Below are 23,034 nucleotides of genomic sequence, written 5' to 3'. Positions count from 1 at the left end.
TCTCCCCGTTCGACTCTATCCATGTATTACCGAACAGGCACAAAAAAGTTGCGGTTTTCACCGCATAAAACAGCGTTCAGCGCCAAAACAGGCCTTCCCGCCAAATTCCCCTATGTAATGGCAATTTCCCCAACGTTTCTACATTAACAGTATTTATTGTACAACGGTCTGCATCATCCTGGCAAATCCATGGCTTCCGTTGAAGCCCGACCAGTCATTATTATGCGGCCATTTTCTCGTCCATGACTTCAATTTGATCACTTTTGTGAAGCCACTCTTATATTGGACGAACGAAGGCCTCAAAAAGTTTGTGTAATTCAAAGAAATATTTTAAAATTTCAGCAGAATTTCGTTATAACATATTTTTATCAATTGAACCAATAAACCTTATTTCCGATCATCAGCCAATGGTCTAAACGAATCTCTATCCCACTTTATGCAAGGATTATATTTCCTTAATTTACGAATGTTATAATTAACTCAAACAATTTTACTCAAAGTGTTGACAAAATGAAAACGGATACATATAATAAAAGTACAGTATGGTTTCTCTCCACTCCTATCCAATAACTGTATTGCTCCACGTGAGCAATGGCCGCTTATGTAAGCGGTCTTTTTTTTGTCTTTTTTTAGAACATGTCCTGTAACAGCTAGTTTACAACATAAAAAAAGAGGGCTTTCGCCCCCTTCCAATAACCTAAACCCACACTTGATACCCCAGGGAATCCAGCAACGTTTTAGCACGTTCCATCTCTTCTTCCTGCCGGAACGACAAACGCATAATGCCTGGCACATCGACCCGGTTCTCAATAATCTCCATGTTGCTTAAGTTAATATCATTCGCCCCAAGCTCGGTGGCAATCTTGCCGATCATCCCCGGTGCATCCTGCACATCCGTATAAAGATCAAACAACGACGAGATCATGCCTTTCCGTCGTTCTGGCAGCACACTACGGAACTCGCGCGCCTGACGGAACGCTTCCTCAATGCCCTCACCATTTTGTTGCTCCAGCATTTCGGTGAAAACCGTCATTTGGCCGTTCCAGTCCTTCAGCAAGCCCAACAGCACCTCGCGGTTGCTCAGCAGAATATCTCTCCATACAATGGCATCACTGGAGGCAATCCGAGTAATATCACGGAAACCGCCTGCAGCCAGCATTTTATACAAAGGGTTCGATTCATTATATTCGCGCACCTGGTTCACCAGCGCAACTGCAATAACATGTGGCAAATGGCTGATCGCTCCCACTATGTCATCGTGCAGCAGGGGCTCTACACGAACAATCTGGGCCCGTGTATACGCAAGAAGGTCAGATAACCTGTCATAAGCTTCCTCAGGTACATGTTCTGAAGGGGTCAAGACATAGTATGCATTCTCAAATAATACAGCCGAAGCTGCATCCACACCTGCACGTTCAGATCCGGCCATCGGATGACCGCCGATAAAGTATGCATCACTCATGCGGACATGCTCAGCACAAGCTGCGATGGATGCCTTTGTGCTCCCTACGTCCGTAATGATACATCCCTTTTTCAAGGGAAGCTTGACCAATTGTTCAAAATAGGATTCGAGCAGCCCAACAGGTACGCACAAAAAAATAAAGTCGGCATCCTGTACCGCTTCCTCCAGAGAGAGCGTAGCATCATCCACTACACCGCTCGCTATGTACTTGTCCTTCAGTTCAGGCAGATGGGCATAGCCCATCACCGTTACACCAGGCTTGCCTTTGAAGCAAAGCGCCAGTGAACCGCCGATGAGCCCTACACCGATCATTGCAATTTTTAGTTTCATGGGTCCTCACTCTTTTCATCGCCAGATTTAAGGGCGTGCTACAGCCTTCTCAGCCAGCGTGTTCTCCAGTGCCGTGACAAACGCACGGTTCTGTTCTGATGTTCCGACGGACACACGAATGTATGTTGGATATACATCGAATCCAGGACGAACAATAATGCCTTGTTTCAATAGCGACTGGAACGCCGTTGCAGAAGGCATGTCCAGATCAACCATGATGAAGTTACCCTGCGAAGGGAAAAACGGCAGTTCTAACCGTGTGAATTCATTTTGCAAATACGCTCGTTCTACCGCATTACGCTCCGCACATGTTTGGACAAAAGCCTGATCCTCAAGTGCAGCCTTTGCCGCAGCCTGACCGAAACGTGAAGTGTTAAACGGCTCACGTACACGGTTAATGAGATCAATCACTTCCGGGCGTGCAATACCGTATCCAATACGCAATGAAGCCAAGCCATAGATTTTGGAGAATGTCCGCAAAATAACCAGGTTAGGATAACGCTCAATCATAGGGATGCTTTGTGGATACGCCTCATCCGTTACAAATTCATAATAGGCTTCATCCAACACAACCATGACATGAGAAGGTACACGATCCAGGAATGCCGTCAATTCCTGCTCAGAGATAATTGTACCCGTCGGGTTATTGGGATTACACACCCAAACTGCTTTAGTCTTATCATTGATTTGCGCAAGCATGGAAGTCAGGTCATGAGTTCCATCTTTAAGTGGCACTTCAATGCTGACAGCACCTTCAATGTCAGCATTACTTTTGTATACAGAGAACGTCTGGTCGGCCATGATGTTCTCGTCTCCCGGGAGGAAGAATGCACGAGTAATCAACGCAATGATCTCATCCGATCCACAACCAAAGATCAAATTATTCCGTTCCACTCCCAGATGCTTCGCTAGCACCTCAGTCAGTTCCTTGGAACTTCCATCCGGATATATGCTTACATTGACCAGCTCTCTGGTGATCGCTTCAAGCGCAGCAGGCGAACTTCCATATGGATTTTCGTTGGAGGCCAGCTTGATTACTTGCTCCAAACCCAGCTCACGTTTCACTTCTTCAATCGGTTTGCCCGGTTTATATACAGGCAGATTGACAATCTGGGACTTCGGTTTCAACCCGACCGCCTCCTATTATTGAAATAGTTATGGACATGCCTCAGCCTGTGCTGAGCATGCCCTGGGATGTAACACCATTGAATCCCTATCCTTTTAATTGTGCCACAAAGTTGCGAATTTGCAACAGTCCCGCCTGACGAGTATCCGGATTTCCAAGAAGAGGTATAGCTTCCTCCACCTGACGAACGATAGCACTGCCCACAACAACGCCGTCACAGATGCGGGAGAAACGAGCCACCTGCTCATGACTGGAAATGCCAAAGCCAACAGCGACCGGAAGATCTGTCAGGCTCTTTACAGTTTCAATGAAGCTCTCTACCCCATCGAAAAAGGAAGCTCTCTCTCCCGTGACACCAAGAGAAGAGACACAATAGATGAAACCACGTGCTCCCGTAACAATACGTTCGATTCTCGCATTGGACGTAGGGGCTACAAGCGGAACCAAATGCACACCTGCAGCATCCGCACGACGTCGCATATCCTCCGCTTCCTCAATCGGAAGATCCGGGATGATCATGCCACTGATCTCATGTTTGATCAACTCGTCAAAGAATAGATCCAGTCCCGTCTGTAACACCGGATTATAGTAGGTGAACAGTACAAAAGGCATTTTCACACCCGCAGCACGTGCTCTTGCTGCTGTCTCCATACAAGTCCGAATCGTGATCTGACTTTTTAATGCACGCTCGGAAGCACGCTGGATTACCGGTCCATCTGCAAGCGGATCAGAATAGGGAACTCCGAGTTCCAAAATGTCCGCTCCTGCCTGTTCCAATTCCTTAATGATTTCCACCGTGGTGTCCACATCTGGATCTCCAACCGTAAGGAATGGAATAAGTGCTGTCCGGTTCTGTTCTTTCAAATGCTGGAAGGTCTGGTCCATCAGGTTCATGCCAAGTCCCCTCCTGTATATTTCATAATGGATTCAACGTCTTTGTCACCGCGACCAGAAAGACAGATCACAACGATATCATCAGCGCTGAGTTCAGGCGCAAGCTTGACGACCTGGGCAACAGCATGGGCTGACTCCAAAGCGGGAATAATGCCTTCTGTTCGGCTTAGTAATTGCAAGGCATCCAATGCCTCCTGATCCGTAATTGGAACATATTTGGCACGTTTAATATCTTTGAGATAGGAATGCTCGGGACCAACCCCCGGATAATCAAGTCCTGCTGAAATGGAATGGGCTGGCTGAACTTGTCCATATTCATCTTGCAGTAGATAACTCATCGAACCCTGGAATACACCATGTGTCCCTTTGCTCATCGTAGCCGCATGGAATTTGGTGTCCACCCCTTTACCTGCTGCTTCAACACCAACAAGCTTCACATCCTGATCACCAATAAACGGATAGAACATACCGATTGCATTACTTCCGCCGCCTACAGCTGCAACAATCACATCCGGCAACCGTCCTTCAATCTCCTGAATCTGGCGCCGTGTCTCATCACCGATCACTCGTTGGAAGTTACGTACCATCATTGGATACGGATGAGGACCGACTACAGATCCAAGCACGTAGAAGGTATCTTCCACATTACTAACCCAGTAGCGGAGCGCCTCGTTACCTGCATCTTTCAATGTGCGCGTGCCAGATGTCACCGGAATGACTTCCGCCCCAAGCAGCTTCATCCGAAATACGTTCAATTGTTGGCGCTGCGTATCTTCCTCACCCATAAACACTTTACATTCAAGCCCCAGCAATGCAGCAACGGTTGCCGTGGCAACGCCATGCTGTCCTGCACCCGTTTCGGCGATGACTTTCTTTTTACCCATCCGTTTAGCCAATAATCCCTGTCCAATAGCGTTATTGATCTTGTGCGCTCCTGTATGGTTCAGGTCTTCACGTTTCAGATAAATTTTGGGTCCACCCAAGCGACGGGACAATTGCTCTGCATGGTATAAAGGCGTTTCCCGTCCGGAATACTCGCTTAGCAGATAATTCAGTTCCTTGTTGAATTCCTCATCTTCGGAGAAGTGGCTGTAAGCTTCCTCCAGTTCGATCAGAGCGTTCATTAATGTCTCAGGTACAAAGCGGCCTCCGAAGGGACCGAAACGCCCGTGTTGATCCGGCAATTGATGTGTCATGCCTGCTTCACCCTTTCTACAAATGCTGTAATTTTCGCTATATCCTTCACACCTTCGGATTCTACGCCGCTGGATACATCGACGCCGTCCGGTGCATATGTCTGTATTAGTTGTTGCACATTATCCGGCTGTAATCCTCCTGCCACGAACAACGCGATCCCATGTTTTCTTGCCCAGTCGGCGTAGAAAGGAATTCGTTCCCAGGCAAAGGTTTTACCGGAGCCCCCTCCATAGAGCGGGTCAAACGTATCGAGCAATATGGCGTCCACCACATTTTTATATGGATCAAGTGCCAGCAAGGCGGCATCGTCAGCTAATGAACCTGTTTCCTCTTTGGGAAAAGAGAAAGCCTTGAACACTTCGCTACCGAAGCACTGCTTCACCTGTTCACAAAATTCCGGCGTTTCCTGTCCGTGCAGCTGAATGACATCCAGGCGTGAAATCTGCATGATGCTTTCCAGCTCTTCGAGCGTGGGATTCACGAAAACACCCGCCAGTTTCGGCCGATCGAACATCGTCCAGTCCAAGAGAACCGTTCTTAGCTCCGCACCCTGTTCAGGTGTAATACGGCGACGGGATGGGGCAAAAACAACACCAACGTAATCCACAGGCAAGTTTATCATCGATTTTAGCACTTCAACGTCCTGAAGTCCACATATTTTTACAGCCGCTGCCGGCCGGTTTCGCAGATCCACGTCTCTGCTGCTTGTACCGTCATGATTGATTGCATTCATGCTTTTGGTCCCATCAGTTCATATACCGCAGCTTCAACATCGTCCTTGCGCATCAGATGCTCCCCAACAAGGATACCATGCACACCTGCCTCAATAAGAGATTCCAATGGCTGAGGGCCGTCAATTCCACTTTCACTGATTAATGTTACCCCATCCGGAATCAAGTTCATCAAATCCAACGTGGTGTTCAGACTCGTTTCGAACGTTTTCAGATTGCGGTTGTTGATGCCCACAAGTGTTGCCTGCGGAATATCGAGTACTTGCTCCAGTTCAGCACGGTCATGGACTTCAATTAATGCATCAAGGCCCAGACTCTTGGCAAATGTCAGATATTGACGCATCTGTTCGGGTGTCAGAATGCTCGCAATCAGCAAAACGGCATCCGCACCAAGCAGCCTTGCCTCGGCAATCTGTCGCTCATCTATAATAAAATCCTTGCGCAGTAGCGGTATGTTCACAGCTTCATGAATGGCCTGCAAGTATTCGCTATTTCCCTGGAAATAAGAAACGTCGGTCAATACGGATATACAATCCGCACCAGCCCGTTCGTATGCGGAAGCAATCTCTATCGGATGGAAATCAGGACGAATCAGTCCTTTGGACGGAGAAGCCTTCTTCACTTCGGCTATGAGACCCAGCTTACGGTTACGTCTCTCTGATAGAGCACGTTCGAATCCACGAGTATTAGGTAAAGACTCTATCTTTTTCAGCGCATCGTTCATCTGAAATGTTTGGGCGAGAACTTCAACTTCTTTATGTTTGGTTGCTACGATTCGATCAAGATACATGACTGTACGCCTCCGTTGTATGAATTAACTGTTCCAGCTTCCCGGCAGCTTTGCCGGAGTCTACAGCTTCTGTCGCCATCAACACGCCTTCTGCAATGGTATTCGCCAGACCGGATACATAGATGCACGCCCCGGCATTCAGCAGAACGACATCGCGGTATGCGCTCCGTTCTCCCTGGAAGATCCTTTTAATAATTTCGGCATTCTGAGCCGCATCTCCTCCAAGAACCGATTCCAGCGGATGTAACGATAATCCCATATCACGTGGATCAATGTCATACGTATGCACTTCACCATTACGCAGCTCGGAAACCTGGGTAGGTGCGGAAATGCTGATTTCATCCAGTCCATCATGACTTGCTACAACCAAAGCTCTTTTCAGACCCAATCGATTCAGCACTTCAGCGATCATCGGTGTCCGGCTGCGGTCGTATAAACCAAGCAATTGTCGATCCGCTCCAGCAGGATTGGTTAGAGGTCCGAGCATGTTAAAGATCGTACGCACACCCAGCTCTTTTCTTGGCGCAGCAGCATGTTTCATGGAAGGATGGTACACTTGAGCAAAACAGAAACAGATTCCGATCTCATCGAGACATTGTCTCGCCTGCTCTCCGTCCAGATGAATATTCACGCCCAATGCTTCAAGTACATCGGCACTGCCCGCCTTGCCTGATGCAGAACGATTACCATGCTTCGCCACCCGGACAGAAACAGCTGAAGCAATGATCGCCGATGCCGTTGAAATGTTGAACTTATGAATACCTGAACCACCTGTTCCACAGGTGTCCAGCAGTCCATTGCCGTCGGTCAGGATTCGCCCCCCCTGTCCACGCATGGCTTCGGCAAACCCCGTGATTTCATCAACCGTTTCCCCCTTCATCCGCAAGCCCATAAGCAAACCTCCGATTTGAGCCGGAGTCGCCTCACCTCTCATGATGGAGTACATCAAGTCGCGCGCTTCTGCCTGTTCCAGATGGCTGCCCTCCAAAATTTTGGCAAGGCCATTCTTCATCCCTTCCGCATGACTAACTTCAGTTGCGAACCGCTCGGATTCTTCATTCATGACTGGGTTCATATTCATTTCCGGTCTCTCCTCTCTCAGTTTTGTGCAGCCGTGGCTGGGGTAACAAAATAATCGGGGTTGGCAAGTTTCAAGGTGTGATCCTTCTCTTTGGCAGGAAACATCGCTTCTGCTGTACGAATCGCCTTCAGCAAAGCTTTGGCTTTATTTACGGTTTCTTCATATTCATTCTCAGGCACCGAATCCCATACGATTCCGGCTCCAGCCTGCACATAAGCTTTTCCCTTTTTGAAAATAATCGTTCGGATTGTAATACAGGAGTCCATATTACCCGAGAAACCAAGATAACCGATAGCACCTGCATATGCACCCCGTGCTTCTTTTTCCAGTTCCGCGATAATCTCCATCGCACGCAGCTTCGGCGCACCGGATACCGTACCCGCTGGTAAACATGAAAGAAATGCATCAAAGAAATCCTTGTCTTCTCTAAGCTCGCCTGTAACGTTGGACACCATGTGCATGACATGGGAATATCGTTCAATTTCCATGAACATGTCACATTTCACAGTTCCGAAGTTAGATACACGTCCCAGATCATTACGTCCCAGATCAACCAGCATCAGGTGCTCTGCACGTTCCTTCTCATCCTGCAGCAGGTCTGCGGCCAATGCACGATCTTCTGCTTCCGTAGCTCCCCTTGGACGAGTTCCCGCAATCGGCCGTGTCTCTACGCGGTTTCCATCCACTTTTACCAACGCTTCCGGTGAAGTACCTACAATAATTTCGTCGTCCATCTTCAGATAATACATGTAGGGCGATGGATTCAACGTCCGAAGCACGCGATATACATGCAGCGGAGATACTTCGGTATCAATATGGAAACGTTGGGATAATACCACTTGAAAAATATCTCCTGCCCGAATGTACTCTTTGGCCTGCTCTACATTCCCGATAAACTGTTCCTTCGTGAGATTGGAACGAATATCCCCCAATTCCACGTCTCCTGGAATGGAACGCGGATTCAGGTTCTCCCCTGGTCCTTGCTGCTGCAAGCGTTCAGCCGCCTGTTCCAGCTTCTCAGAAGTTAAAGCATAAGCTTGACGGATATCATCATCCGTTGCACCGTCTTTCACGTGAACATTGCCCACCAGCAGCATCTGCTGCTTCACATGGTCAAACACGATAATCTGGTCACAGAACATGAAGCGAATATCATCCATTTTCAGATCATCCAGCGCGTGAGCCGGAAGCTTCTCATAATATTGCAGCAGATCGTATCCAAAGAAACCAATGGCCCCGCCTGTAAATGGCGGCAGTTCATCATCTTTCGGACTGCGATACTTACGCAGCAGCGCTTTGAGTTCTTCAATCGGCTTACCTGGCAATTCTCGAGTCTGTCCCGCTTCTTCTACCACGATCCGGCCTTTTTTGGCGGAGATCATCAGGAACGGATCTGTACCGATGAAGGAATATCTAGCCCATTGAATTCCACCCTCCACACTTTCCAGCAGAAATGCCCGGTCGTTGTCAGCATAACGGCGAAAAATCCGAATCGGGGTCTCCATGTCTGCCAGAATCCGTTTGACTACCGGAATCAGATTATATTCATTCGACATTTTCAGTACTTGATTAACGTTTGGCGTTATCATCAGATCACGTCCTTTCAGATTTATATAAGTTCAACTAAAGAGGTTTACACTGAGCACTCCGATGACAGAACAACCTTCCGATCGCTGTTATCCCCAGATTTTTTGATTCTCTTTCTAAAGGGAAAATCCGGTGATAAAGGCGAACGCTCCGCTTCTTCAGGTTATTTCTGTCCTCACCGTTTTTGTGTAAAAAGTTTAGTTGAACCTATATGGGTAGAAGAAACAATTCAATATACAACAAAAAAACCTCTACCATCAGGTAGAGGTTTGGTTATAAGCTGTTTCAACAGGTTGGTGCTTCATAAATAACAAGTCCCTATACATGCATCCTTACCGAATTATCACACAGACTGTTGTATGGATGAATTAAGAAGTCTTAAATTCATCATATACAAAGGGAATGTCCAAGCATACACTGTTTCTTACCCATAGCACTCATTCATTCATGAGATGCATGAGGATATCAGTCGTGTTATACCTAAACAAAACGATGTCGCTAGACATGGTTTACTTTCCTTCATCCTGTTCTAATAATTCCGTAGCACGACGTACCGCGAATCAGTTGACCGGCTTCTGTTACTCCGGTTACCACCCGCTGGACTCTGCTATATACTCCACTCATCTCAGCTGCTCTCAGCTCAATCTCTACTCTACTCAACTGGTTCTCACTATACATCATTCCGAATGATTTGACAACCACTCTAAATTTACGAATTGGAAGGTGCCGCCAAATCAGGACGTAGAGACTGTGCACCGTTAAGATACACATGGTTGATTTCATTTTGACCTTTTGCAGTGTTAACATGTACCATAAAACGAATGCACTGCGGCAAGGCGCCTGCAACCGGAACTTCCAACGCACACATCAAGGGTACAAGCTCCCAGCCATCCAACTGGCGAATTGCCTTTGCCGGGAAAGCAGCATCCAGGTCTCCAGTCATTGTAATCCACACACTGCAAATATCTTCGGGTTGGATCTCGTTACGATCCACGATTTCCTGCAATAGTACAGCCGTTTCTTTCAAAATATGTTCTTCGTTATTATGCGTGACCGTAGTAGCCCCGCGAATTCCCCGAGTAACCATCGCTTTTAATCTCCCTTCTTGAGCATTTCAATGACTTCGCGTACTGCCGTAACCGGTACATCCTTCACAATTCTGGCAGCGCCGATCCGGTCAGGAATAATGAAGACCATATGGCCCTCACGGAACTTTTTGTCGTGCATCATTGCATTCATTAATGCATCTGTATCCAAATGTTTTGGCATCGTTACCGGCAGGCGCAATGAACGCAACATGCGAACCGTATCGTCATAAAGTCCTGCTGGGGCTCCCAACTTCTCGCCGAGCAATGCCGAGCCCGCCATACCAATCGAGATGGCTTCACCATGCAGAAATTCTCCGTAACCGGCAATGGCTTCAATAGCATGACCAATCGTATGACCCAGGTTTAACAAAGCGCGTTCTCCATTTTCCCGTTCATCACGTGATACAATCTCTGCCTTGATACCACATCCTCGTTCCAAGCCATATCCCAGGGCCTCTGGATCAAGGGCAAGCAGCTCATCCGCATGCTCCTCACACCAGTATGCAAAAGCTTCATCCCGAATTAGTCCGTGCTTCAGCATTTCTGACAAACCAGCCGAGACATCGCGTGGCGGTAAGGTTTGAAGCGTATCCACATCATAGAGTACCAGCTCTGGCTGATGGAATGCACCGATCATATTTTTAGCCAGCGGATGATTGACAGCTACTTTGCCGCCAACACTGCTGTCATGCGCCAGGATCGTCGTAGGTACCTGTACAAACTTGATTCCACGCATATATGTAGCAGCAACAAAACCAGCCAGATCCCCTACAACACCCCCGCCTAGAGCAACAATCGCCGAACTGCGATCCAGTTTGCCTTCAATGGCGACAGTCATCATATCCTGGTATACCGAAAGGGATTTCGACGTTTCACCCGATGGAACAACTGCGGAGACGACTGTAAAACCAGCCGTGCGCAGTGTTTGTTCCAGATCGGACAAGTATTTGGGTGCCACATGCTCATCAGTAATAATGAGTAAGGGGCTTTTTTTGGTTAAGCCATATTGCTCAAAATATTGAGGTGCTTGAGCCAACAGGCCGCTGCCAATCAGGATTGGATAAGAGCGCTCCTCCAACTGCACTGTCAGCTGGCGCATCTTAGTAATTCTCCAGTTGATTATTGTAGTTGGCAAAGTTCGCTCGGATTTCCTCCATGGAATCTCCACCAAATTTCTCAAGGAAAGCTTTTGCAATTTCCCAGGCCACCACATGCTCCATAACGACACTCGCTGCCGGAACAGCACATGCATCAGAACGCTCGACCTGAGCAGTAAATGCTTCTTTAGTATCGATATCCACACTTTGAAGCGGTTTGTACAACGTAGGAATAGGTTTCATAACTCCACGTACCACTACTGGCATACCGTTAGTCATTCCGCCCTCGAATCCGCCCAAACGGTTGGTAGCTCGATGATAACCACGCTCTTCACTATGCACGATTTCATCATGCACTTGAGAACCACGAATCGTTCCAGCTTCGAACCCAATACCAATTTCCACACCCTTGAATGCGTTAATGGACATCACACCCTGAGCAATCCGTGCATCGAGTTTCCGGTCATACTGTACGTGGCTACCAAGCCCTACAGGTACCCCTTCAACGATACATTCCACGATTCCTCCGATGGAGTCGCCTTCCTGCTTGATCTGATCAATGTAGGCTTCCATCTTTTTCTCAGTTTCGGCATCAGTTACACGTACGGAGGAAGCTTCTGTCACTTCAATCAGTTCATCGATCGGCAGATCCTGATAAGGAGCTTCGATTTCTCCGATACGCAGCACACGTCCAGCTACTTTGATTCCGAATTCAGCAAGGAATTGACGTGCAATAGCACCACATGCTACACGCACCGTTGTTTCACGGGCACTGGAACGTTCCAGTACATTACGCAAATCTTTCAGGTTATATTTGAGCCCACCATTCAAGTCGGCATGTCCCGGACGTGGACGATGAACGCGACGTTTCTCTTCGTCACTGCCTTCAATCGGCTCAATATTCATAATATTCTGCCAGTGTTTCCAGTCATTATTTTGAACAACCAACGCTACGGGAGCACCCGTTGTATATCCGTGACGGATACCACCAACGAAATTGGCCTGATCCTTCTCAATTTGCATGCGGCGTCCACGGCCGTATCCCTTCTGGCGGCGGTGAAGCTGAAAATTCAGTTCTTCAAAATCAATATTCAGATTGCTTGGTAATCCTTCAATAATTGCGGTTAATTGGGGTCCGTGCGTCTCCCCTGCGGTTAAATAGCGTAAACTCATAATACGTTCCCCCTTTAAACTGTTAAACTTCACATTGCTAAAATCCCATAATTTCTTTGCTTATTATAGTATAGCTGACCGGCTTTGACAAGAAAGCGGGTCGTTTCTTGTCCGAAATGGATAGGACTCGATTGGGGATTGATTGAGATTCTGACGTGTCTGAGAAATATCCTTTCATCCATTATGCAAATAACCGCCTGGACACATTCACATGTGCATGCCAGACGGTTATGAAATAATTGAAATTATTTTTTGCGATAAAAGAATGTTTCCGCTGTCTCCAGACCATATTGTCCCGGGGAGAAAATTTGTTCCGTACTGCCCACGAACAAAATACCACCTGGACGCAAACTTGTTGCAAACTTGTGATACAACAGGTTTTTGGCTTCCTCAGTAAAATAGATCATGACATTTCGGCACACAATCAGATCATACCCTTCGTCAAAACGATCCAGCAACAGATTTTGCTTCATGAACTTGACTGAACTTTTCAGTTGTTCATCAATACGGTACACCAAGCCATCCTGCTTGAAGTAACGATTGGCCGTTTCCTTCGGAACATCTTTGAGCGAGCGTTCCATATAACGCCCTTCCTTGGCTTTGGCGAGAGCACCTTCATCCAAGTCACTTGCCGTAATGGAGCTTCCTTTCAGAATGCCCATCGTGTCCAGAATCATCGCCAGAGTGTAAGGTTCTTCGCCTGTGGAACAAGCGGCACTCCACACTTTAACGCCACGCTTCGAACCCAATAACTCAGGCAGGATTTCATCCCGCAGTACTTCCCAGCGATTAGGGTTACGCCAAAATTCCGAGACGTTAATGGTCATTCGGTCCAGAAACTCATAAAACAGGGACTTGTCCTTTTGCATGGCATCAAAAAAGATAGAAAACGTATGAAATCCGTTTTTGTTACGAAGTGTGGTCAGCCGTCTTTTCATCTGGCCTTCCTTGTATTGAGCAAGATCAATGCCTGTGCTCTCTTTGATTTTCCGAATAAATCCGGCGTAATCCGGGTCTAGTAGTTGTTCCTGCTCCAGCATCGTATCACCCTTCTGGCTAAAAAATTACAACCAGGCTGCGATGCTCTTGTCGTACGTTACCAGCTCATCCGGAGTAAAGAAGTTTGCTGCTTCACGAGTGGCGCTTTCCGGTGAATCCGCCCCATGAATCAGATTATGCGGTGTGTGGCTGGCGAAATCTCCGCGAATTGTACCCGGAGCCGCTTCCTTCACATTGGTTTTCCCGATTACGATGCGCGCAAGTGCCACGATGTCGTCACCTTCCCAGACCATAGCAAATACAGGTCCAGATGTGATAAAACGAACCAGATCATCGAAGAACGGTTTCCCCTCATGTTCAGCATAATGGCGTTTGGCCTGATCTTCAGACATCTGCACCAGTTTGCCTGCCACCAACTTAAATCCTTTATCTTCCAGACGGCTAACGATACGCCCTATCAATCCACGCTGCACACCATCCGGTTTCACCATCAAAAATGTACGATCCATAGGCTCACTCCTCACTCACGGTTCAAAGTTATTTCATTATGTAAACGTAATCCCTTTGATTGTAACATACATGTCCAAATCCTCCCAATGAGGAATATCACATGAATGTTATTTTTTTTGAGTGAGAACAGCTAAACGAGGAACTCCATTCAAGAATGACTCCACCCATAGCAGAGTAATGCCCAAACATATTAATGCGTACGTTTGACCACAAAATGAGCGATATCACGCAAGTTTTTGGTGGTCTTGATGTTAGGCAGTTGATCCAGAGCATCGAGCGCTTTCTTCATATATCGGTCGGCCAGGGCTTCTGCTTTAGCAATTCCTTGACTTTGGCGAATCATTCCAATCGCATCGGATGCACTCGCCCGTCCCTCCTCGTGCTGAACGCGGGTTATCTCCTCCAGCAAAGGCTCACGCAAGTCGGCTTCCTGCAATGCATACAGTACAGGCAGCGTAATATTTCCCTGCTTCATATCACTGCCTGGAGGCTTACCAAGCTGCTTCTCAGTCCCAACCAGATCAAGGACATCGTCCTGAATCTGGAATGCCATACCCACATTATAACCGTAGGTATACAGCAACGAAGATACATGTTCCGGCGCACGAGTAGCAAGCGCCCCCAGCTGGCAGCTGACAGCAATAAGAAGTGCCGTTTTGCGTCGAATTCGCAAGAGATAGTTACGTACACTTTGCCCCGTATTGAAAAAGTCACGAATTTGTTCCATTTCACCAATGGACATCTGCACCATCGCTTTGGCCAGAATACGGTGTATCGCCGGATCGGACAGGCCCGCAGTCATCTCAAGTGCCTTGCCGTAAATGTAATCTCCGGTGTACATGGCAATCCGATTATCCCATTTGGACTTCACCGTTGGTTTACCTCTCCGCGTTGCAGCATTATCAATAACATCATCGTGAACCAGAGAAGCCGAATGAATCAGTTCCAGCGGAACCGCTACCAGCTTCAGTCGTTCAATGTCGTATGTACCAAATTTCCCACCGAGTAACACAAATACCGGACGCAAACGCTTACCCCCTGCCTTGAGCAGGTGAAGCGACGTTTCACTTAGCAGCTTCTGTTCTCCCTGAACACTGCGATACAACTCTTTTTCAATGTAGTCCATGTCTTTTTTTAACAACCCGAAAATATCCAATAGTTTCATTCGTTCACCCGTGTCAGCGTATTGTCAGTCCATAAATCCATGCTTACCTTCCCCTCCAGCAAGTCGGGCCTGCAGGCATAACGAAAAACCAGGGCTTGCCTTTCCTGCTTGTGTTCTTCTAGACGTACTAATCTTCTTCGAATGTCAAGGCCGACATCCGGGAATTAAACTCTGCGACTTGTTCTGAAACATAAGTACAGAAGTTGCCGGAGCATGGGTCAAGGCTGTGGTTCATCCAAACATCACCATCAGCGCTCACCAATACCCCGGGATTGGGGGACGGCAAATTCCCCCTGCAATTCGGTCAGCAGATTCAAAATTGCAGGAAGCTAGGAAGCTATCCCCGTTCATCCGGTTCTCCCCATCTGGTAAACAGTTGATGCGGGATGCGCAGACTATCAAGCACTTTGCCCACCAGAAACAGAATCAACTCATCCATCGTTTGGGGTTTGTAATAAAAAGCAGGCATGGCCGGTATCATCCGGACACCAAGCCGTGAGAGCTTCAGCATGTTTTCCAGATGGATGGCATGCAGTGGCGTCTCACGTGGCACCAAAATCAGCGTTCTTCCCTCTTTCATCATGACATCAGCAGCCCGGGACATCAGATTGTCCGACGACCCTTGTGCAATCGATGAAAGAGTGCCCATGGAGCAAGGCATTATAATCATGCCTTCTGCCAAGAAAGAACCACTTGCGATGGAAGCACCAATATCACTAACGGGATGATAGAGCAGGGAACCCGCACGGTTGCCGAATTTTTCTTCCAGCACGCGGTCCCGATTCGTAACATCCCAGTCCATTTCTTCTTTTAATACACGCCACCCGGCATTGGAGATCACCAGATGCACGGTGTACTCAAGATCAAGCAGCGTTTCAATTAATCTAATGCCATATATACTTCCACTGGCCCCGGTAATTCCGACAACTAGTCGTTTATTGTCCGGCTGCTGCATCTTTATTTCACCGCCAGATCAATTAAAGTAAACGTAAATACAACCAGGCTGAGCACACTGTTCATTGTAAAGAATGCGGTTTGTACCCGGCTCATGTCATTTGGCGATACAATATAGTGTTCATAGAAGAGAATACCATAAGTAATCAACATTCCGGCTCCATACCACCAGCTCAGATCGGTCAACAATAACAAAGCAAGAAAACCGATTGCGGTAATCACGTGAAAGAACTTTGCGATCTGCAATGATTTGTTAAGACCAAAACGGGAAGGTATGGAATGAAGTCCCTCGCCCTGATCAAAATCCAGATCCTGACATGCATAGATGATATCGAATCCTGCAGTCCAGAACACAATCGTAACGTACAGTACAATCGCTGTCCAATCCATCGTACCCGTTACCGCTACCCAACCCCCAAGTGGAGCCAGACCAATGGTCATACCCAGAACTACGTGGCACAACCAGGTGAAACGTTTGGTATATGAATACAATACCAGCATAAATACAGCTATCGGCAGCAACTGCATGGATAACACGTTAAGGTTGGATGAGGCCCAGAACAAGAGCACAAATGATACTATGATAAAAATAACGACCTCACCGTTTTTCAACAAACCGGCCGGAATTGCTCTCATCGCGGTACGTGGATTTTTCTTGTCTATGGCCTGGTCAATCATGCGGTTCAAGCCAAAAGCAGCGCTTCTTGCACCAATCATAGCCAGTAATACCCACATAATCTGCATCCAGGTCGGGAATGTATCATTCACTACCATGGAACCGAGAATGGCCCCCATAAATGCAAAAGGTAATGCAAAAAGCGTATGTTCAATCTTAATCATTTCTAAAAAGATGCGAATTTTCCTAAACATGCTGATTCTCCTTGGTTCCAATATGCAATGCCGCAATACCTCCGGTCAGAGGATAGGCCTGCACTTGCTTTAATCCGGTTTCTGCAAAAATGTCGGCCAGTTCCTTCCTACCTGGAAAAAGTGCCAGTGAGTCCGGCAGCCATTTATACTGCTCATAACGTTTGGCAAACAATTTGGCAATGTTCGGTAATAGTTGTTCGAAATAAAAATAATAAATAGCTTTGAATGGTTGCCATGTCGGCTTAGACAACTCCAGACAAACTACCATGCCTCCTGGCTTCACTACACGCTTCATCTCTGACAGAACCTGTCTGAGATCCGGTACATTGCGCAGACCAAATCCAATGGTGACATAATCAAATGAATTGTCTTCAAAGGGAAGTGACATCGCATTGCCTTGAACCAGCGTGATCTGTTTCTGACGGTTTACAGCATCAACTTTGGTCTGTCCAACTTCCAGCATATTGCTGCTAAAATCAAGTCCATGCATGTGACCCGTTTCACTTGCCTGAGCCATGGCAAGTGTCCAGTCACACGTGCCGCAGCACAAATCGAGACCGGTATCGCCTTTGGACATATTCATTTTCTTCATGGTAAATTTACGCCAAGCCTTGTGTCTGCGGAAACTCAGAATATCATTCATGACGTCATATTTACCAGCTATACTCTGAAAAACAGAATGGACAAATTCTTCTTTAGGTTTGGTCTCTCCGCTCCCCATTCGTCTGTCTCCCCCTCAATCTTCCCTAACTGCCGCATGTGAAGGCTGCAAATACGTCAGGTAAGGCTCCAGGATTGCATTGATCTCATGCAGACCCAGTTGATCTTCCTCGTCTTGCAGCAACAGTTGTATACGGTGTGTACACTCACGAAGCTTGTCCAGCAAAAACTCGCCGATCCGATACTTCAGCACCATACCGCTCCATGCTCTTGTATCCGGCTCGGACTGACGCAGCATTTTCCGCTCATCGTCATTACCGTACTCGTAAATATGCCAGAAAGCATAACTGTGATAAAAACTCTGTTCGTCATTCATCCGACGCAGCTCTACCATAATTGCCTCGCAGTAGCTGAATTCGGCCAACAGATCGTTCCATAGCGAAGCTTCGTTATCGCGGATCATGCCTGTAAAAGAAAGAAACAGCTGCATCTTCAGCTGTACTGTTTCACGCAAGTATTCTTCAGCCGAAACGAGAAGCTTTTTCATCCGTTCATACAGCGTCATCTTGCGTGCATTCACTTCGGATACAGCACCACTAAGTTTACCGATCATTTCAATTTTGCCTGCATGGGCAAGCAACTGATAGAAACGGCTACTGAAATAATCTCCGGCAAGCACGTTCAGCTGGCGTGAGCGCATCTCCAGTTCTCTACGCTCTCCGGATATCGTATCGATTCGATCATGCGTATCCATGGCCAACTGAACGAGCGAGGTTGCAAGAGCGTATAGCTCATCATGAACCTTTTCGTCTGTGCGGCCCACAAATACCTGCAGCAGACGAGCCCGGCTATCCGGAAATGATGGGATTTCCGTATGTTGTCGAATCATGTCGTAATCCGTATATTTCTTTGCTAGTTGGGGTACGCGATATGAATTCATTCTCAGCCTCCGAGCCTTTGCATTGTTAAACCATTTCTGCACTACAATCTTATATATTATAGCATATGTTTATCGGGCACGCACTGAATCATGCTATTCTATTACCCCTGACTTGACATTTCGAATTGCTTCTTCCAAAGTTCGGTCTCCATCATGTGAAACCAGTCCTTCAATTCGTCCGAGAGGATCGGACTATTCCAGTCTCGAAGCGTTTCGATTGCATACATCGGCCATTCCCCACGTCGAAAATCGGCAGCGAGCAACAGATGTCTTTTGTGAAGCCATTCATCCTCTGCCATAACACGCAGCATCACCTGTTCCACGTTATCGAGACTTCGAAAGCCCAGATCTGCCACAGCGGCCATATTGCCATAGATTTCAGTGTAACTTGTGCTGGTTCCGGTAACCTTTAGATCAAGCGTCAAAATGGATTGTTTCCACTCCACCCTGGCAATGGGTGTCGATAATTTCATGGTGCTCAGCACATCCACCAGATTGTCTTCTGTCAGCTGGACAGGATGCTGCGCCGCAGAAACGGGTTGTACGTTTTCACCGCCCCAGGTACGCATATGTAAGGTTTGTATGGCAACAAGCAGAAGGACCGCCGCAACCGTTGCCAGCAGTGAAGCAGTCACGATCATCCGCGGTTTCATAAATGCCTCCCTGCCCTTACCTGTTAGTGTAGTCTGTCCGGTAAAGGCTCATACCTCATTGTACAATGAAAAAAAGCAGGCTATGCCTGCAATTTTCATTATTCCGACTGAATCTGGCCATGCTTTGTAATCAGGGTAGCTTTTCCACGGATTTTAATGGCGGAAGTATGATTGGTAAACTGGGCAAACATGACTTCTCCCTTATCCAGTTTCTCCGTATGGTGGAAGCGGGTATCCTGACCCCGGGTTAAGCCAATCACCTGAACACCGTTCTCCTCCGCCTTAATTACGATATAATCACTGCCGGTTGGATGATCCATCACGCACATCCCCTCTCCTTGTTCAATAGCGTTAATGATGATAAATATTGTTTCATTTGTCAACCAGCCCTTATGTGAATGGAGCGCAATAATCTGTTACTCCCAGGTCATACTACAAGTGATCCAGCCACAGAAAGGAGAGTCTCTATGAAGTACATTCCCGCAGCACTGACAGACGAGCATATTCACCAGTTAAAAGAAACCGAACAGCATCTGTCCGCAGCCGCTGGAGAAGAACTTATTCTGATTGCCTATGCCCAGCAACCGGATGATCCGGAATCGCAAGATGGCAGGAAGAAAATTAATTAAAGGACAAAAGAAAAGGCCGTGAACAAGTCACGGTCTTTTTGTCGACATATGGAATATGTAGAAATCTTATTTAATTCCGTCTTTGAGCGCTTTACCTGGTTTGAATGCAGGAATTTTGCTCGCAGGAATTTCGATTTCTTCACCTGTTTGCGGGTTGCGTCCTTTACGTGCAGAGCGCTCGCGAACTTCGAAGTTCCCAAAACCAACCAATTGTACTTTGTCTCCGCTTTGAAGAGCCTCAGAGATTGCTTCGAATACGGCATCAACCGCTTTCGTTACATCCTTTTTGGACAATTCAGTCGCTTCGGACACGTGTGTAATCAAGTCTGATTTGTTCATTTGTTTTTTCACCTCCTGAATCAATGTCCTGAATGTTATACTGTGTTTCCGTTTTATAGCGAAATATACGTTCATACACAAAAAATCTACGTACATCTTGAGCGTGATGAACAGAAATCTCGGCCTTCGGTCAACAGTCATTTCTGGCAGAATGTCGCCTGAAACAAAGGTTGTTTCAGACGCCGAACAAATTTTATACTAATACAGACAGCACACAATTTCAAGTGCGGTTGCGGTTTAACACGTAAAATGTAACCGCCAGGGCAAGCACGAGTACCCCACCTTTTACAATATCATGAGTGAAATATTGAACATTCATCATAGTCAAACCGTTCACCAGTACACCAATTAGAACCGAGCCTATGAATGTTCCGATCACGTTTGGTTTACCTGCACCAAATACGGAGAATCCGACAAACACAGCGGCCACGGATTCCATTAACAACGGTGAACCCGCATCAATTTGCCCAGAACCCACTTTAGATGCATAGATAATACCGCCAATTGCAGCAAACACTCCAGCAGCTACATAGGCGAGTGTGCGCACCTTTTTCACCTTGATACCGGATAGGCGTGCCGCTTCTTCATTGCCCCCCGTAACGTACATTTGGCGCCCATACTTCGTATACGTCAAAAAGATATGCACACCGATAACTGCAATGAGCAGCAGGATGACGGAAATCGGCATTCCCAGCCATTTTCCCTGCCCAAGCTGCAGAAATGTGGGGTCCATTTCTCCGGCAGCCTTGCTTCCGTCTGGAAACTGCATATGGTTATAGATCGTGTATCCTTGAGCATACGTTTTGTGAATTCCACCGATAATGTACATCGTGGCCAGTGTAGCCAGCAGATCCGGAATACGGAGTTTCACAATTAGCAAGGAATTAAGCCATCCAATTACAGCCCCAATGATCAGTGGGACGATAATGACAACTGCAAGCGGCTGCTGATACCAAATCATTAATGATGCGGTAACGACAGTAGTCAGCGAGACGGTTGCCCCCACCGAAAGATCAAATCCATCTACAATGAGAGATAAGGTAACACCAATCGCCACAAATGTCACGATAGAGATTGAACCCAAAATATCGGTCAAGTTACTGTACGTAAAGAAATAAGGCAACTTAATACCGAAAAATGCTATAACACCAATAATTACGATAATCGCGCCATAACGGAACGCAAAATCCAATGATTTATCCTTCATGCTTCCACCTCTTGTCCACCGCTTGCATAGTATAGCAGCTGTTCTTGGTTAGTCTCGCCCCGTTTGAATTCCTTTACAATTGTCCCTTCACACATGACTGCAATCCGATCGCCAATGCCCAGTCCTTCATCCAGTTCACACGTGAAATAGATAACAGCTTTACCCGCCAAAGCCAGTTCGTTAATGATGCGAAAGATGTCACTTTTGGCGCCGATATCCACACCTTTTGTCGGCTCATCAAAGATAAAGACGTCTGCATCCGCATTTAGCCATTTGCCAATGGCCACCTTTTGCTGATTGCCACCGCTTAAATACTTCACTTCCTGCCGTACTGACGATGTTTTGATACCGAGCTGCTGCACTAAAGACTCCGCATTCTCTCGCTCTCGCTTTCGACTTACAAAGCCCAATCTACTAAGATGTCCAAGCAAAGGCAGGCTCAAATTCCGTTCCACGTTTTCCTCAATCAGAATCCCTTGTTTCCGCCGTTCCTCAGGTACGGAGACAATGCCCAGAGCCGCAGCATCAGCAGGTTGGGAAAGACGAATTTCACGATTGTTAAGCCGAATCTCTCCACTTTCCAGCCGATCTGCACCAATCAACAAGCGGGAACATTCCGTTTTCCCTGCACCTACAAGCCCTACCACAGCAAGCACTTCACCTCGACGAAGAGAGAGATCCACACCCTTGACACGGACTCCACGCCGAAGTCCTCTTGCTTCCAGCAGCACTTCACCTAGCGGTGCTTCTGTCTTGGGGAACTCTTCCTCAAACGGTTTTCCGAGCATCTGCGTCACCAAATCATTAATCGTAAGCTCTTTTGCCTCACGCGTGAACACATGTTGTCCATCTCTCATAACGGTAACGCGGTCACAGTGACTTGTAACTTCAGGAAGACGGTGCGTAATAAAAATACATGCCACTCCACGTTCTTTCAATAAATGAACGATTCGGAAAAAGGCATCTGTTTCTTCCTGGCTCAGCGGTGCAGTTGGTTCATCAAAAATAATGACCTTGGCATCCTGAATCAGGATACGTGCGAGCAGAATCATCTGCTTCTCCGCGAGTGTCAGGTCGGCTACTTTTTTGTGAATGGATATATCCGCTCCTAATTGCTGCAAAGCTTCAGCCGCACGCTGTTGCAATTTCCGCGGACTTTTCCACCAACCTCCGCCAGGCGACGCCAATTGATCCAGCATAATGTTCTCGGCCGCTGTCAATTGGGGAACCAGCGCAGCATCCACCTCCTGGTACACACAGTGAATTCCATTCGCTTTGGCATCTCCTGGTGAATTCAGATGAAGCGTTTGCCCATTTAATTGGATGGTGCCCTGGTCCAGTTGATAGGCACCAGACAGAATTTTCATCAATGTGCTCTTGCCAGCACCATTCGCACCAAGCAGCGCATGAATTTCCCCGCCTTTGACGGAGAACTCCACGTCTTTCAGTGCAGGAATGCCTGCAAACTGCTTGTGGACATGTTTCATTTGAAGCAGAATCGATGCAGTACTCATGACGCCAACCTCCAATCGCTCCCCTCTGGGAGTATCAC

General features: G+C 47.2%; 25 protein-coding genes. 1 reads left to right on the top strand and 24 read right to left on the bottom strand.

All coding sequences use genetic code 11. From position 1 onward, the window contains the following. Positions 1-697: 697 nt before the first annotated feature. From DC345_RS03695 to mtrB, 21 genes are all read right to left on the bottom strand, one after another. Complete coding sequence (locus DC345_RS03695) at positions 698-1,792, bottom strand: prephenate dehydrogenase (protein ID WP_113051957.1); 1,095 nt, start codon at positions 1,790-1,792, stop codon at positions 698-700. A gap of 27 nt (positions 1,793-1,819) precedes the next feature. Next, entirely contained in the window at positions 1,820-2,920 is a 1,101-nt protein-coding gene (gene hisC / locus DC345_RS03690; RefSeq protein WP_113051956.1) for a histidinol-phosphate transaminase, read from the bottom strand. A gap of 85 nt (positions 2,921-3,005) precedes the next feature. Next, on the bottom strand, positions 3,006-3,812 hold the full coding sequence (trpA, locus tag DC345_RS03685) for a tryptophan synthase subunit alpha (protein WP_113051955.1): 807 nt from the start codon (positions 3,810-3,812) through the stop codon (positions 3,006-3,008). Beyond that, a complete protein-coding gene (trpB, locus tag DC345_RS03680) occupies positions 3,809-5,008 on the bottom strand; it encodes a tryptophan synthase subunit beta (protein ID WP_113051954.1) in 1,200 nt (399 codons plus the stop codon). Before trpB ends, trpA begins: the two co-directional genes overlap by 4 nt. Further along, positions 5,005-5,742: a phosphoribosylanthranilate isomerase gene (locus DC345_RS03675; protein WP_113051953.1), complete on the bottom strand. Its 738-nt coding sequence runs from the start codon at positions 5,740-5,742 to the stop codon at positions 5,005-5,007. Before DC345_RS03675 ends, trpB begins: the two co-directional genes overlap by 4 nt. After that, on the bottom strand, positions 5,739-6,530 hold the full coding sequence (trpC, locus tag DC345_RS03670; RefSeq protein ID WP_113051952.1) for an indole-3-glycerol phosphate synthase TrpC: 792 nt from the start codon (positions 6,528-6,530) through the stop codon (positions 5,739-5,741). Before trpC ends, DC345_RS03675 begins: the two co-directional genes overlap by 4 nt. Further along, on the bottom strand, positions 6,520-7,542 hold the full coding sequence (trpD, locus tag DC345_RS03665; RefSeq protein WP_397333630.1) for an anthranilate phosphoribosyltransferase: 1,023 nt from the start codon (positions 7,540-7,542) through the stop codon (positions 6,520-6,522). The genes trpC and trpD overlap by 11 nt, the downstream gene beginning before the upstream one ends. 86 nt (positions 7,543-7,628) lie before the next feature. After that, positions 7,629-9,200, bottom strand: coding sequence for an anthranilate synthase component I (trpE, locus tag DC345_RS03660; protein WP_113051951.1), 1,572 nt, complete (start codon positions 9,198-9,200; stop codon positions 7,629-7,631). A 517-nt stretch (positions 9,201-9,717) separates the two neighbouring features. Next, positions 9,718-9,900: a hypothetical protein gene (locus DC345_RS31625; RefSeq protein ID WP_181586474.1), complete on the bottom strand. Its 183-nt coding sequence runs from the start codon at positions 9,898-9,900 to the stop codon at positions 9,718-9,720. Between the two features lie 7 nt (positions 9,901-9,907). Next, positions 9,908-10,285 carry a chorismate mutase gene (aroH, locus tag DC345_RS03655; RefSeq protein WP_063566773.1) on the bottom strand — a complete coding sequence of 126 codons (378 nt, stop codon included), beginning with the start codon at positions 10,283-10,285 and terminating at the stop codon, positions 9,908-9,910. A gap of 5 nt (positions 10,286-10,290) precedes the next feature. After that, positions 10,291-11,385 carry a 3-dehydroquinate synthase gene (gene aroB, locus DC345_RS03650; RefSeq protein ID WP_113051950.1) on the bottom strand — a complete coding sequence of 365 codons (1,095 nt, stop codon included), beginning with the start codon at positions 11,383-11,385 and terminating at the stop codon, positions 10,291-10,293. Position 11,386: 1 nt separating this feature from the next. Continuing rightward, positions 11,387-12,556 (bottom strand): chorismate synthase, encoded by a 1,170-nt coding sequence (aroC, locus tag DC345_RS03645; protein WP_063566771.1) that lies wholly within the window; start codon positions 12,554-12,556, stop codon positions 11,387-11,389. A 245-nt stretch (positions 12,557-12,801) separates the two neighbouring features. Beyond that, entirely contained in the window at positions 12,802-13,596 is a 795-nt protein-coding gene (locus DC345_RS03640; RefSeq protein ID WP_113051949.1) for a CheR family methyltransferase, read from the bottom strand. A gap of 24 nt (positions 13,597-13,620) precedes the next feature. Then, positions 13,621-14,064 carry a nucleoside-diphosphate kinase gene (gene ndk, locus DC345_RS03635; RefSeq protein WP_063566769.1) on the bottom strand — a complete coding sequence of 148 codons (444 nt, stop codon included), beginning with the start codon at positions 14,062-14,064 and terminating at the stop codon, positions 13,621-13,623. A 191-nt stretch (positions 14,065-14,255) separates the two neighbouring features. Next, positions 14,256-15,230: a polyprenyl synthetase family protein gene (locus tag DC345_RS03630; RefSeq protein ID WP_113051948.1), complete on the bottom strand. Its 975-nt coding sequence runs from the start codon at positions 15,228-15,230 to the stop codon at positions 14,256-14,258. 337 nt (positions 15,231-15,567) lie between these two features. Continuing rightward, positions 15,568-16,185 (bottom strand): UbiX family flavin prenyltransferase, encoded by a 618-nt coding sequence (locus DC345_RS03625; protein WP_113051947.1) that lies wholly within the window; start codon positions 16,183-16,185, stop codon positions 15,568-15,570. Positions 16,186-16,187: 2 nt separating this feature from the next. Then, positions 16,188-17,054: a UbiA-like polyprenyltransferase gene (locus DC345_RS03620; protein WP_063566766.1), complete on the bottom strand. Its 867-nt coding sequence runs from the start codon at positions 17,052-17,054 to the stop codon at positions 16,188-16,190. Then, positions 17,047-17,775: a demethylmenaquinone methyltransferase gene (locus tag DC345_RS03615; protein WP_076288936.1), complete on the bottom strand. Its 729-nt coding sequence runs from the start codon at positions 17,773-17,775 to the stop codon at positions 17,047-17,049. The genes DC345_RS03620 and DC345_RS03615 overlap by 8 nt, the downstream gene beginning before the upstream one ends. Positions 17,776-17,790: 15 nt before the next feature. Continuing rightward, complete coding sequence (locus tag DC345_RS03610) at positions 17,791-18,654, bottom strand: heptaprenyl diphosphate synthase component 1 (RefSeq protein ID WP_113051946.1); 864 nt, start codon at positions 18,652-18,654, stop codon at positions 17,791-17,793. A gap of 101 nt (positions 18,655-18,755) precedes the next feature. Beyond that, positions 18,756-19,307 (bottom strand): hypothetical protein, encoded by a 552-nt coding sequence (locus tag DC345_RS03605; RefSeq protein ID WP_113051945.1) that lies wholly within the window; start codon positions 19,305-19,307, stop codon positions 18,756-18,758. A gap of 98 nt (positions 19,308-19,405) precedes the next feature. After that, positions 19,406-19,627 carry a trp RNA-binding attenuation protein MtrB gene (gene mtrB / locus DC345_RS03600; RefSeq protein ID WP_024630669.1) on the bottom strand — a complete coding sequence of 74 codons (222 nt, stop codon included), beginning with the start codon at positions 19,625-19,627 and terminating at the stop codon, positions 19,406-19,408. A gap of 147 nt (positions 19,628-19,774) precedes the next feature. Here mtrB and DC345_RS31620 point away from each other — a divergent pair, with 147 nt between their 5' ends. Further along, the gene (locus tag DC345_RS31620; RefSeq protein ID WP_181586473.1) at positions 19,775-19,936 is read left to right on the top strand and encodes a hypothetical protein; all 162 of its coding nucleotides are present in this window, start codon (positions 19,775-19,777) and stop codon (positions 19,934-19,936) included. Positions 19,937-20,002: 66 nt separating this feature from the next. On the opposite strand, the gene DC345_RS03595 is transcribed toward DC345_RS31620, so the two are convergent. The 3 genes from DC345_RS03595 to DC345_RS03585 all read right to left on the bottom strand — a co-directional run bounded on the left by DC345_RS03595 (position 20,003) and on the right by DC345_RS03585 (position 22,996). Continuing rightward, on the bottom strand, positions 20,003-20,275 hold the full coding sequence (locus DC345_RS03595) for an HU family DNA-binding protein (RefSeq protein ID WP_024630670.1): 273 nt from the start codon (positions 20,273-20,275) through the stop codon (positions 20,003-20,005). A gap of 220 nt (positions 20,276-20,495) precedes the next feature. Beyond that, entirely contained in the window at positions 20,496-21,482 is a 987-nt protein-coding gene (locus DC345_RS03590) for an ABC transporter permease (RefSeq protein ID WP_063566763.1), read from the bottom strand. Then, on the bottom strand, positions 21,479-22,996 hold the full coding sequence (locus tag DC345_RS03585) for a sugar ABC transporter ATP-binding protein (protein WP_113051944.1): 1,518 nt from the start codon (positions 22,994-22,996) through the stop codon (positions 21,479-21,481). The genes DC345_RS03590 and DC345_RS03585 overlap by 4 nt, the downstream gene beginning before the upstream one ends. Positions 22,997-23,034 lie beyond the last annotated feature (38 nt).

The organism is Paenibacillus taichungensis (genome assembly GCF_003287275.1).
Taxonomy (GTDB): domain Bacteria; phylum Bacillota; class Bacilli; order Paenibacillales; family Paenibacillaceae; genus Paenibacillus; species Paenibacillus taichungensis_A.
This window is presented reverse-complemented; position numbering and strand designations above follow the sequence as displayed.